Origin of the sequence: Klebsiella sp. HMSC16C06 (genome assembly GCF_001808325.1) — a bacterium.
Taxonomy (GTDB): Bacteria; Pseudomonadota; Gammaproteobacteria; order Enterobacterales; family Enterobacteriaceae; genus Klebsiella; species Klebsiella variicola.
In genome coordinates this window covers 222257-233344 of sequence record NZ_KV793029.1, presented here as the reverse complement: position 1 = coordinate 233344, position 11088 = coordinate 222257, and the positions used below count along the sequence as shown (strand labels likewise).

The following is an 11088-nucleotide window of genomic DNA, read 5'->3' as shown; positions in this document are numbered from 1 at the left end:
ACCGGCAGTTTCAGCAAGACTGGTGAATAAATTAGCGACAGGTCGCACGAACTGTAGGCCGGGTAAGGCGTTAGCCGCCACCCGGCAATATAAAGGCTTGATGACTGATAAATTACCCGGCGGCGCTGCGCTTGCGCGGACCTGGGGGGGGCCTACGGGAGGACCCCGTAGGCTGGGGAATGCGATAAGCCGCTATCCGGGAAGCTGGACTAGACCCGGGTACCCCACAGGTCGTATTCGTCGGCATGCTCGACTTTCACCCGCACCACGTCGCCCGGCTTAACGCGGGTTTCGCCGTTCAGGTAGACCGCGCCGTCGATTTCCGGGGCGTCGGCCATGCTGCGGCCAATGGCGCCTTCTTCGTCAACTTCATCCACCAGCACCAGGATTTCGCGGCCCACTTTCTCCTGCAGACGCTCGGCAGAGATCTGCTGCTGCAGCTGCATAAAGCGGTTCCAGCGCTCCTCTTTCACCTCTTCCGGTACCTGATCCGCCAGTTCGTTGGCGGTGGCGCCTTCTACCGGGCTGTATTTGAAGCAGCCGACGCGGTCGAGACGCGCCTCTTTCAGGAAGTCGAGCAGCATCTGGAAATCTTCTTCCGTTTCGCCCGGGAAGCCCACGATAAAGGTAGAGCGCAGGGTCAGGTCCGGGCAAATTTCACGCCACTGCTTAATGCGCGCCAGCTGGCGGTCTGCAGAGCCCGGACGCTTCATCAGCTTCAGAATACGCGGGCTGGCGTGCTGCAGCGGAATATCGAGGTACGGCAGAATTTTGCCTTCCGCCATCAGCGGGATCACATCGTCGACGTGCGGATACGGGTAAACATAATGCAGGCGCACCCAGATGCCGAGCTTCGCCAGCTCTTCGCACAGACTGACCATGCTGGTCTTCACCGGCATGCCGTTGTGGAAACCGGTACGGTGCTTGACATCGACGCCGTAGGCGGAGGTGTCCTGAGAAATCACCAGCAGCTCTTTCACGCCGGCGTCAGCGAGGCGTTTGGCTTCCGCCAGCACTTCGCCAATCGGACGGCTCACCAGATCGCCACGCATGGACGGGATGATGCAGAAGGTGCAGCGATGGTTGCAGCCTTCAGAAATTTTTAAGTAGGCGTAGTGACGCGGCGTCAGCTTAACGCCCTGTTCCGGCACCAGGCTGAGGAACGGGTTGTGCTTCGGCTTCGGCGAGTAGTGGTGGACGTGCTCCAGCACCTGCTCATAGCTGTGCGGACCGGTGATCTCCAGCACCTTCGGGTGAACTTCGCGGATCTGATCCTCTTTCGCGCCGAGGCAGCCGGTGACGATCACCTTGCCGTTCTCTTTTAACGCTTCGCCGATCGCTTCCAGCGATTCCTGCACAGCGCTATCGATAAAGCCGCAGGTGTTAACGATGACCATATCGGCGTTGTCGTAGGTAGGGACGACGTCATAACCTTCGGTGCGCAGTTCGGTCAGGATACGCTCTGAGTCCACGAGATTTTTCGGGCAGCCCAGGGAGACGAAGCCGATTTTCGGCTGGTGCGTGACATTGCTCATAGCTTAAAAAGTGTTCAATTATTGGAATGGTCAGGGCAGGAATTCTACAGATCTTTGCGAAAAAGAGTATAGCTCCGTCACGGTTAATGGTGAAAAAGCGCTCGGGTGAGGAGCGCGTGGGCTTCAGCACCGGGTCAAAACCGCCATTCCTGATAAAAACGCCCGTCATTTACGTTGTAATCTACAAAATGATAACAATTTCTTTACTAAATACCTCGATGACCGCGAGGAGAAGAGGCAAGGAAATGACACCAACAGGCTCCCCGGTGGCGATAGCCACCCTGCCATTCAGTAATCTGGAGATCCCCCCGCAACCGCCGCAGATCCAACACTCCCTTGAGCAGGGGAATGTGCTCTATCTGCCGCAGCTGGCGTTTTCATTAACCGCCCCGGAGCAGGCATTGCTGACCCCTGAGCTGGTCGCGCCGCGGCGCAAGAATATCAGCTATCAACCCGACACCCGCACGCTCAGAGGCGTGGCGGATAAGCAGAAAACGGCTGCCATCGCCCGGCTGATGGCGCGTTACCACCAGATGACGCTGCAGCTGATCGACGCGTTATTGCCAGGCTATGGCGAGGCGCTGCACCATCCGCAAACCAGTCTGCGTCTGCATCCCATTACCGCCTGGCGTGAAACGACCTCCTGGCGCAAAGACGATTCGCGCTTGCATGTGGACGCATTCCCGTCGCGCCCGGTCAAGGGTGATCGTATTCTGCGCATCTTTTGCAATATTCATCCCCGCGGCGAACCGCGAACCTGGCGGACAGGGGAGCATTTCGATACCCTCGCGGCACGCTTTCTGCCGCGGCTGAAACCCTGGTCGCCGTCAGGCGCCTGGCTGCTGGCAGCACTGGGGATCACCAAAAGTCGGCGTAGCCATTACGATCATCTGATGCTGGCCCTGCACGATGCGATGAAAAGCACCCCTGAGTACCAGCGACAGGGGGTGCAGCAGGAGATCGACTTTGCCGCCGGCAGTACCTGGATCTGCTTTTCCGATCAGACCCCGCACGCCGCGATGCGCGGCCAGTATCTGCTTGAGCAGACCTTTCTGTTGCCGGTGAAAGCGATGAGTCACCCGCAGCTCTCGCCGCTGCGGGTGCTGGAAACGCTCCTGCAAAAGCCGTTAGTCGCGCGCAACGTGTAGCGCCCGGCGTGGCTACCAGGCAGAGGATTATTGCGCCGGCGTAACGGCCCCGGAAGGCCTGGCGCTGGGCTTTTTCGGCTCGCGCTTATCCTTCAGGGTGAAAATGGAGATCAGCGTAAAGAGCCCGGCGATACCGCCGAGGATCAGATAGGTATCGGCGAAGCCAATGGTATCGTACAGATAGCCTGCCAGCGGAGAGTAGATGGCGGTGGCGATCGAGGCGACAAACAGCACCAGCAAATAGACCGTCGAAGAGAGCTTGTGGTCGAAGTTGGCAGCGATGAATTTAAAGACCGATACCAGAATTAACGGTTTCTCCAGGGCATGCATCATTTTCACCGCGCCAATCCACACCGGACCGAGGGGCACGGCTGACCCGACAATACGTACCGACATGATCAACCCGGCGATGATCAGCGCCCATTTGGCGCCGGTCCGGTTAACAAACCACGGCATCAGGCATAAGAACAGCGTTTCGCCGCACACCTGAATGGAGGCGAGGATCCCATACCAGCGGTTGCCTTCCTCCGGCGTCGGGAACTGCAGCGAGAAATACTGGGCAAACTGCTGATCGTAGGTGTCATAAATTTGCGTGACGAACAGGGTAAAGAGCAGCAGCATCCAGAACTGACCATTCTTCGCCAGCTCGAGGGCATGGGAGACCTTCAGCGATTCGCTTCGCGCCACATCAGCGTCGGTTAATTCAATTTTGGTCAGCATAAAGCAGATGGCGGCGATGACGATGGCGAGGCTGGCGAGCCAGAAGGCCAGATTAGGATTGCTGTCGATATATTTACCCACAATCCAGGCCGCCGCTGCCCAGCCTAACGAGCCCCACATCCGCACCCGACCGTATTCGAACTGGTAGCGACGGGAAATCTTATCGATGTAAGAGTCGATCACCCCGCAGCCGGAGTTAAAGATGATCCCCAGATAGATCCCCCCCAGCAGCGCGCCGAACCAGAAATTGTGCACCAGCAGCGGCGCGTAAACATAGATAAAGAAGGGGCCCACCGGCAGGAGCAGGGCGACCAGCAGCCAGATAAGCCGTTTTTTCAGGCCGAACTTGTCGGAGATAAAGCCGAAGAAAGGTTGCATCAGCAGGGCGATAAAAGCGTTGACCGAGTACAGCAGGCCAGTCTTCGTGGCGCTGATGCCAAGATGCTGGGTGGTCCAGATGACGAAGAAAGCCATGGTCGACGACCAGGCGAACAGGTAGAGGAAATCGAAAAGACTCAACAGGAGGTAGTTTCTTTTACCGGGCGTCATGTTTCAGTTCCTTGCAAACGGGCAGAGAGATTATCAGCGATCCGCGGGCCGCGTTCGCTGTTTTTATGAAATGTTATACGTATTACATTAATGATTTGTTATGGCATTCTGGCTGGCGATCGCGCAATAGCATTTGTGGTATAGTGTGATCTTAGCAGCACTATTTCCGCCTTTTAATGGTAATTATCGCGAGTTGATTTCTTTTTGAAATTAATTGTGATCGTATACCATTATCTTTGGTATATATCCTACAAAGCGGTAAGGTTGTCACATTGTAAAGGGTGTTACAGGCTTGGGAATAATTGACCTGGCGCATCATTTTGCACAAAAAATAACCGTATCATGAGAAGGGTAAAGGACGACAGAGGAGGAACTGTGATGACCGTTGACAGACAATATCGCCACCTTTTGCAGAAGCTCATCAATGCCAATATCGATATTGATGCCTATCTGCAGTTGCGAAAGGCTAAAGGCTACATGTCAGTCAGCGAAAATGACCATCTGCGTGATAACTTGTTTGAGCTTTGCCGTGAAATGCGTGCGCAGGCCCCGCGCCTGCAGAATGTCGTTTCACCGGAGGAGAAGGAGGCCCTTCGCCTGGCGGGCGAGTCCCTCGCCGCCGCTGCAGTATGCCTGATGAGCGGGCATCATGATTGTCCGCTGTACATCGCTGTTAACGTAGAGAAGCTAGAACGCTGTCTGACAGGATTGACTTCAAATATTCATAAATTGAATAAATTGTCGCCAATCACTCATGCCTGATCGGCTGAAACTCAGGGGAAGTGGACGCTTCCCCTGTTAAAGGTTATGTAAAAATCCCCGCGCAAATTTCCCCGCTGGCTACCCTTTAGCGCAGAGCTGACTAAAGGAGAATGCCATGCGTCCAATCCCGCTGCTGTTGATATTGAGCGCCTTAGCGCTGCCAGCCCTGAGCCAGGCCGCGGTGCGGGTGGAGGTATTGCAAAACCGGCTGGCTCATCCGTGGGGTCTGGCGTTTCTCCCCGACGATCAGGGCATGTTGATTACCCTGCGCGGCGGCGAGCTCAAGCGCTGGCAGCCAGGTAAAGGCCTGTCGGCGCCGATATCCGGCGTGCCGCAGGTGTGGGCCAACGGTCAGGGCGGCTTACTGGATGTAGCGCTGGCGCCGGATTTTGCGCAGTCGCGACGGGTATGGCTGAGCTATGCGGAAAGCGACACCAGCGGCAAAGCGGGCACTGCGGTAGGCTACGGGCGGTTAAGTGAGGATGCCACGCAGCTGTCGAACTTTACCGTGGTGTTTCGCCAGCAGCCGAAGCTCTCCGTGGGCAATCATTTCGGTGGCCGGCTGGTGTTCGACGGCAAAGGGTATCTGTTTATCGGTCTGGGAGAGAACAATCAGCGCGCCACCGCCCAGGAGCTCAGCAAGCTGCAGGGGAAAGTGGTCCGCCTGACGGAGAGCGGGGACGTTCCACCGGATAATCCCTTTGTCGGCCGGGCTGACGCCAGGCCAGAGATCTGGGCCTACGGTATTCGCAATCCGCAGGGCATGGCGATGAACCCATGGAGCGACGCGCTGTGGCTCAATGAGCACGGCCCGCGCGGCGGGGATGAAATTAACATCCCGCAGGCGGGGAAAAACTACGGCTGGCCGCTGGCGACGCATGGCATTAACTACAGCGGCCTGCCGATCCCGGAGGCCAAGGGCAAGACGGCCCCGGGTACCGAGCCTCCCCTGTATGTCTGGCCGGTCTCCCCAGGGGTGAGCGGGATGGCCTTTTACGCGGCGCAGACTTTTCCCCAGTGGCAGCATAAGCTGTTTATCGGCGCGCTGAAGGAGACGTCGCTTATCGTCTTATCGGTGGACGGTAATCAGGTCCGCGAGGAGGGGAGGTTACTGGAGGCGCGCGGGAAGCGTATCCGCGACGTCCGCGTGGGACCCGACGGCTATCTGTACGTATTAACCGACGAGTCTAACGGCGAACTGTTGCGCTTGAGTCCGGAGGGTTAACCTCAGGTGACCGGGATCTTCACGACCGCGTGCCAGGCGGGGCGCTGGCTAATCTGCTGATACCAGCGCTGCAGATGGGGTCGCGGTTGCCAGGTATCGAGGATCGTCAGCAGATTGTAGACGAAGGGGGCAACGGCAATATCGCCAAGGCCGAAGTGCTCGCCAGAGAGCCATGGCGTTTTCGCCAGTTCGTCATCAAGCATGGCAAACAGCGATTCACAGGCGCCGATCCCCGCGGCGATGACCGCCGGATCGCGCTGCTCCGGCGGCGTCCTGACCAGGCCCATTAACACCGGGCGATGGGCGGGAGAGAGCGTGCCGTTGGACCAGTCCATCCACTTTTCCCCTTGCGCGCGCTGCGCCGGTGCGGCCAGCCACAGGCGATCGACGCCGTACTGGGCGGCAAGGTAGCGAATAATGGTATTTGATTCCCACAACACCACCCCGGTAGCATCGTCTTTTAACAGCGGCACCAGCCCGTTCGGGTTCATCGCCAGATATTCCGGGTCATGATTGAGACCAAACTCCAGCCCGGCGAGGATCTGCTCATAAGGAAGATCCAACTCCTCCAGCACCCAGCGTACTTTCTTCACGTTGGTCGAGTTATTACGTCCCCACAGTGTAATCATTTTCGCTCCTGAGTTTGTTTCACTGCCGTTGCAGCGCGATCGGCGATCATGTTGGGATAAAGTTAATATTTAGGCAATCACGATCAAAAAAGTTGTTCTGATTAAAGCACAGCGGCACGTTATTGCGTAAACTTTAAAAACTTTACCAACTCGCTGTTTCTTTAAGGTCATTTGTACGCTTTACTCACCGGTTGCTGCGGCGCGGTCAGAGTGGTGCGGCATATTTTGTTTGGAAAGGATACTTGGGTGGCTCTTATGATGCATGACGCTTTTTCCCTTCGCGGCCTCGCTGCAGGTTGCGCGCTGTTATTTCTTGTCGCACCTGCGGTGCAGGCTGCAGAACAACTCCCCGACGCCCCTTCGATTGACGCTCGCGCCTGGATCCTGATGGACTACGCCAGCGGGAAGGTGCTCAGCGAAGGCAATGCCGATGAAAAACTCGACCCGGCCAGTCTGACGAAGATCATGACCAGCTACGTGGTGGGGCAGGCGATAAAAGCGGGAAAAATCAAGCTCACCGATATGGTGACCGTCGGACGTGATGCCTGGGCGACCGGCAACCCGGCGCTGCGCGGCTCATCGGTGATGTTCCTCAAGCCCGGCATGCAGGTCTCGGTGGAAGATCTGAACAAAGGGGTCATTATTCAGTCCGGTAACGACGCCAGCATTGCCATTGCCGACTACGTGGCGGGCAGCCAGGACGCATTCGTCAGCCTGATGAACGGCTATGCCAAAAAAATGGGGCTGACCAACACCACCTTTATGACCGTCCACGGCCTTGATGCGCCGGGTCAGTTCAGTACCGCCCGCGATATGGCGCTGCTGACCAAAGCGATGATCCACGATGTGCCGGAAGAGTACGCGGTACATAAAGAGAAAGAGTTCACCTTCAATAAAATTCGCCAGCCGAACCGCAACCGTCTGCTGTGGAGCACCAACCTCAACGCCGATGGTGTGAAAACCGGGACCACCGCCGGGGCCGGCTATAACCTGGTCTCCTCAGCCACCCAGGGTGATATGCGTCTGATCGCCGTGGTACTGGGGACCAAAACTGACCGCATTCGCTTTAACGAGTCAGAAAAACTGCTGACCTGGGGCTTCCGCTTCTATGAAACCGTGACGCCGATTAAACCGGATGCCACCTTCGTTACCCAGCGCGTATGGTTTGGCGACAGCAGCGAAGCGAAACTGGGAGCCGGCGAGGCGGGCTCTATCACCCTGCCGAAGGGCCAGCTGAAAAACCTGAAAGCCAGCTACACCTTAAATCAGCCGCAGCTTACCGCGCCGCTGGAGAAGGGGCAGGTGGTCGGGACTATCGACTTTAAGCTGAATGATAAAACCATCGAGCAGCGCCCGCTGATCGTCATGGAGCCGGTGAAAGAGGGCGGTTTCTTCAGCCGGATGATCGACTTCGTACTGATGAAACTCCACGGCTGGTTCGGCAGCTGGTTCTCCTGATGCCATGACCGCGCCCGGCGGGGCGCGGTCAGTGACGCCTCAATACAGCAGGGAGATCTGCTGCGCCTTCGCCAGCGCGACCAGCTCATCATCCGGGCAGATATCGCTGGCGATCACGTCAAATTTCGCTAACGCCCCCATGCGCGCCGGACGCACTTTGCCAAACTTGCTGTGGTCGACCACCAGCACGTGGTAGCGCGCGTGACGCATCGCCCAGTGCTTGACCGGCAGCTCCTCCAGGTTATAGCAGGTCGCCCCCTGCTCGCAGTCAATGCCTGCCGCCGAGTAAAAGGCGATGTCAGGGCTCAGATGGCTGAGGGTGTCCTCAAGGCTCAGCGGCATAAAAATCGCGTTGCTGGCGTGAAATTCCCCACCGCACAGGACCGCGCGACACTGCGGTTTCTCCTGCAGGGCCAGGAAGGTATTCAGGGAGTAACAGACGCCGGTGAAGGGCAGGGCATCATCGATGGCGTCAATGATCCACGGCGTGGTGGTCCCGCAGTCGAAGAAAGCCATCTGATGGGCCTCCAGCAGCGCGGCCGCATGGCGAGCGGCGCGGCGCTTTTCCTCGACCAGCCGGGTTTTTTGATCGCTTAGCAGGTAATGGGTGGCGCTGCGCGGCTCCAGCACAATGTATCCGCCGAGCAGCACAACCGGGCCGCTGTGGCCATTGAGGTCGCGACGAATGGTCATTTCCGACACTCCAAGCAGGGAGGCGGCTTCTTTCAGATGTAGCTTATCGCTGCGTTTGAGTGCCTGAATGAGCTGACTGATACGTTCGTCACGGCGAGTTTCCATATTCCCTCTGCGCTAAAATCGCCCTGCGGGGGCAGGGCGTTAGCGGGATTTTACCTGTCGCTTACGGGTTAGTCACGCGGTGGCCGCAGCGACGGCTGGCGTTTAGCCGCGTACCCAGCCTTTGCGGATCGGCAGGGAGAAGCAGAGACGATACAGTCGCTGCAGCTGGCGATACAGCGCCGGTCCGAACGTATGCCAGATCAGCGCCGCGCCGAGGCAGCCGCACATTCCGGCCAGCAGACCGCCGACCATATCCAGAGGCCAGTGCACGCCGAGATAGACGCGGGACCAGGCGATGGCGGCGGCGATGGCCATCAGCAGCGCGCCGGACCACAGGCGGTGCCAGAACAGAAAAGCCAGGGCAAAGGTAAAGCTGACGGTGCCATGATCGCTGGGGAAGGAGTCGTCCGCCGCGTGATGCAGGAAGTTATAGCCTACGCCGGCGACAAACGGCCGATCGTGCGGATAGAGGTGGCCGATCGCCCACGACACGGTCAGGCTAATCATCAGCGCCAGCATCAGCTTAAACACCATCTGCCGCTGGGCAGGCCCCCACAGCCATAATGTCACTACCAGCAAGGGCACGATCAGAATCAGATCTTTGGCGATCAGGATCGCCACCTCAATGGCCCACTGCGGCGAGGCCGGCGTCGCGTTGATCAGGGCGAACAGCGCGTAGTTAATATTTTCCAGCATAGACTTCCAGGCTCGTTGGTCCGATAGCAAATAAGCCGCCTACCCTAAAAAAAAGCGGTGTGGAGATAAAGCAGCATTGTCTTAAAGATCAGGTTGTTAAGAAATCTTGCAAATGGATTTCAATGCTAACCGCCTGAAAAGCGCCAGTATATCGTTTGTCACATTGCTGAAACATAAACGGAATATATACGCAGGCTGAATAGCAGGGGGAGAGTGCGGACGGCGGCGCGCAATTCGCAATATTGTGCGGTGTCACCCACAATTCACTATCTCCGCGCCGGGAGTTTCATTACACTTTGCGCGATTTTTGATAGATAAGAGATTTCATGCAAAATTATTCGCTTTCAGGCCGCCGCCTCGGAAGGCAGGCGTTGCTGTTCCCGTTATGTCTGGTGCTGTACGAGTTTTCCACCTATATCGGCAACGATATGATCCAGCCGGGTATGCTGGCCGTGGTTCAGGAGTTTCAGGTGGGCAACGAATGGGTACCTACCTCGATGACCGCCTATCTGGCCGGCGGCATGTTTTTACAGTGGCTGCTGGGGCCGCTGTCGGACCGTATTGGCCGCCGCCCGGTGATGTTGACCGGGGTGGTATGGTTTATCGTCACCTGCCTGGCGACGCTGCTGGCGCAGACCATTGAGCAGTTTACCCTGCTGCGCTTCCTGCAGGGGATCAGCCTGTGCTTTATCGGCGCGGTAGGCTATGCGGCGATCCAGGAGTCCTTTGAGGAGGCGGTGTGTATCAAAATCACCGCCCTGATGGCCAACGTGGCGCTGATTGCCCCGCTGCTGGGGCCGCTGGTGGGCGCCGCCTGGGTGCACGTGCTGCCATGGGAGATGATGTTCGTCCTGTTCGCCGTGCTGGCGGCCATCTCATTCGTCGGGCTGCAGCGGGCGATGCCGGAAACCGCGACGCGGTTGGGCGAAAAGCTGTCGGTTAAAGAGCTGGGCCGCGATTATCGCCTGGTGCTGAAAAACCTGCGCTTCGTCGCCGGTGCGCTGGCGACAGGCTTCGTCAGCCTGCCGTTGCTGGCGTGGATTGCCCAGTCGCCGGTGATTATTATCAGCGGCGAACAGGCCACCAGCTATGAGTATGGCATGCTGCAGGTGCCGATTTTCGGCGCGCTGATTGCCGGTAACCTGGTGCTGGCGCGCCTGACTTCGCGCCGTACCGTGCGCTCGCTGATTATCATGGGCGGCTGGCCGATCATGTTTGGTCTGATCCTCTCCGCGGCGGCGACCGTGGTCTCTTCCCACGCTTATCTGTGGATGACCGCCGGCCTGAGCTTTTACGCCTTCGGAATTGGCCTCGCGAATGCCGGGCTCGTGCGCTTAACGCTGTTCGCCAGCGAGATGAGCAAAGGCACGGTCTCGGCGGCGATGGGAATGCTGCAGATGCTGATCTTCACCGTCGGCATTGAGCTCAGCAAACATGCTTATGAGCTGGGGGGCAACGGCTTGTTCAGCCTGTTTAACCTGCTGGGCGGAGTACTGTGGCTGGGGCTGATGATCTACTTCCTGAAAGATAAAAGCGTCGGCAATTCGCAGCAGGCGTAACCGGTGGCA

10 protein-coding genes are annotated in these 11088 nt (G+C 57.8%); 5 read left to right on the top strand and 5 right to left on the bottom strand.

Features of this window, described 5'->3' with window-relative positions; all coding sequences use genetic code 11:
* Positions 1-209: 209 nt before the first annotated feature.
* Positions 210-1535, bottom strand: a complete 1326-nt coding sequence (gene rimO, locus HMPREF3142_RS27070; protein ID WP_008805799.1) for a 30S ribosomal protein S12 methylthiotransferase RimO — start codon at positions 1533-1535, stop codon at positions 210-212.
* 245 nt (positions 1536-1780) lie between these two features.
* Between rimO and HMPREF3142_RS27065 the strand changes: the two genes are divergently transcribed.
* Complete coding sequence (locus HMPREF3142_RS27065) at positions 1781-2683, top strand: Kdo hydroxylase family protein (RefSeq protein WP_008805800.1); 903 nt, start codon at positions 1781-1783, stop codon at positions 2681-2683.
* Positions 2684-2710: 27 nt separating this feature from the next.
* On the opposite strand, the gene HMPREF3142_RS27060 is transcribed toward HMPREF3142_RS27065, so the two are convergent.
* Positions 2711-3952 carry an oligosaccharide MFS transporter gene (locus HMPREF3142_RS27060; RefSeq protein WP_012968644.1) on the bottom strand — a complete coding sequence of 414 codons (1242 nt, stop codon included), beginning with the start codon at positions 3950-3952 and terminating at the stop codon, positions 2711-2713.
* A 378-nt stretch (positions 3953-4330) separates the two neighbouring features.
* Here HMPREF3142_RS27060 and bssR point away from each other — a divergent pair, with 378 nt between their 5' ends.
* Together bssR and HMPREF3142_RS27050 are read left to right on the top strand one after the other, a co-directional pair.
* Positions 4331-4714, top strand: coding sequence for a biofilm formation regulator BssR (gene bssR, locus HMPREF3142_RS27055; RefSeq protein WP_012968643.1), 384 nt, complete (start codon positions 4331-4333; stop codon positions 4712-4714).
* Between the two features lie 115 nt (positions 4715-4829).
* Positions 4830-5939 carry a PQQ-dependent sugar dehydrogenase gene (locus HMPREF3142_RS27050; protein ID WP_012968642.1) on the top strand — a complete coding sequence of 370 codons (1110 nt, stop codon included), beginning with the start codon at positions 4830-4832 and terminating at the stop codon, positions 5937-5939.
* A 2-nt stretch (positions 5940-5941) separates the two neighbouring features.
* Here the strand turns inward: HMPREF3142_RS27050 and HMPREF3142_RS27045 are convergent, their stop codons facing one another.
* The gene (locus tag HMPREF3142_RS27045) at positions 5942-6568 is read right to left on the bottom strand and encodes a glutathione S-transferase family protein (RefSeq protein ID WP_008805804.1); all 627 of its coding nucleotides are present in this window, start codon (positions 6566-6568) and stop codon (positions 5942-5944) included.
* Between the two features lie 255 nt (positions 6569-6823).
* Between HMPREF3142_RS27045 and dacC the strand changes: the two genes are divergently transcribed.
* Positions 6824-8026 carry a serine-type D-Ala-D-Ala carboxypeptidase gene (dacC, locus tag HMPREF3142_RS27040; RefSeq protein ID WP_004201290.1) on the top strand — a complete coding sequence of 401 codons (1203 nt, stop codon included), beginning with the start codon at positions 6824-6826 and terminating at the stop codon, positions 8024-8026.
* 39 nt (positions 8027-8065) lie between these two features.
* On the opposite strand, the gene deoR is transcribed toward dacC, so the two are convergent.
* On the bottom strand, positions 8066-8824 hold the full coding sequence (deoR, locus tag HMPREF3142_RS27035) for a DNA-binding transcriptional repressor DeoR (protein WP_004151717.1): 759 nt from the start codon (positions 8822-8824) through the stop codon (positions 8066-8068).
* A 102-nt stretch (positions 8825-8926) separates the two neighbouring features.
* Positions 8927-9520 (bottom strand): undecaprenyl-diphosphate phosphatase, encoded by a 594-nt coding sequence (gene ybjG / locus HMPREF3142_RS27030; RefSeq protein ID WP_012542354.1) that lies wholly within the window; start codon positions 9518-9520, stop codon positions 8927-8929.
* A gap of 326 nt (positions 9521-9846) precedes the next feature.
* Here ybjG and kdeA point away from each other — a divergent pair, with 326 nt between their 5' ends.
* On the top strand, positions 9847-11079 hold the full coding sequence (gene kdeA / locus HMPREF3142_RS27025) for a multidrug efflux MFS transporter KdeA (RefSeq protein ID WP_008805806.1): 1233 nt from the start codon (positions 9847-9849) through the stop codon (positions 11077-11079).
* The last annotated feature ends 9 nt before the right edge of the window (positions 11080-11088 follow it).

Coding starts and splice junctions, on each gene's coding strand:
- rimO (WP_008805799.1), bottom strand. CDS start 1,535: ATGAGCAATGTCACGCACCAGCCGAAAATCGGCTTCGTCTCCCTGGGC.
- HMPREF3142_RS27065 (WP_008805800.1), top strand. CDS start 1,781: ATGACACCAACAGGCTCCCCGGTGGCGATAGCCACCCTGCCATTCAGT.
- HMPREF3142_RS27060 (WP_012968644.1), bottom strand. CDS start 3,952: ATGACGCCCGGTAAAAGAAACTACCTCCTGTTGAGTCTTTTCGATTTC.
- bssR (WP_012968643.1), top strand. CDS start 4,331: ATGACCGTTGACAGACAATATCGCCACCTTTTGCAGAAGCTCATCAAT.
- HMPREF3142_RS27050 (WP_012968642.1), top strand. CDS start 4,830: ATGCGTCCAATCCCGCTGCTGTTGATATTGAGCGCCTTAGCGCTGCCA.
- HMPREF3142_RS27045 (WP_008805804.1), bottom strand. CDS start 6,568: ATGATTACACTGTGGGGACGTAATAACTCGACCAACGTGAAGAAAGTA.
- dacC (WP_004201290.1), top strand. CDS start 6,824: ATGATGCATGACGCTTTTTCCCTTCGCGGCCTCGCTGCAGGTTGCGCG.
- deoR (WP_004151717.1), bottom strand. CDS start 8,824: ATGGAAACTCGCCGTGACGAACGTATCAGTCAGCTCATTCAGGCACTC.
- ybjG (WP_012542354.1), bottom strand. CDS start 9,520: ATGCTGGAAAATATTAACTACGCGCTGTTCGCCCTGATCAACGCGACG.
- kdeA (WP_008805806.1), top strand. CDS start 9,847: ATGCAAAATTATTCGCTTTCAGGCCGCCGCCTCGGAAGGCAGGCGTTG.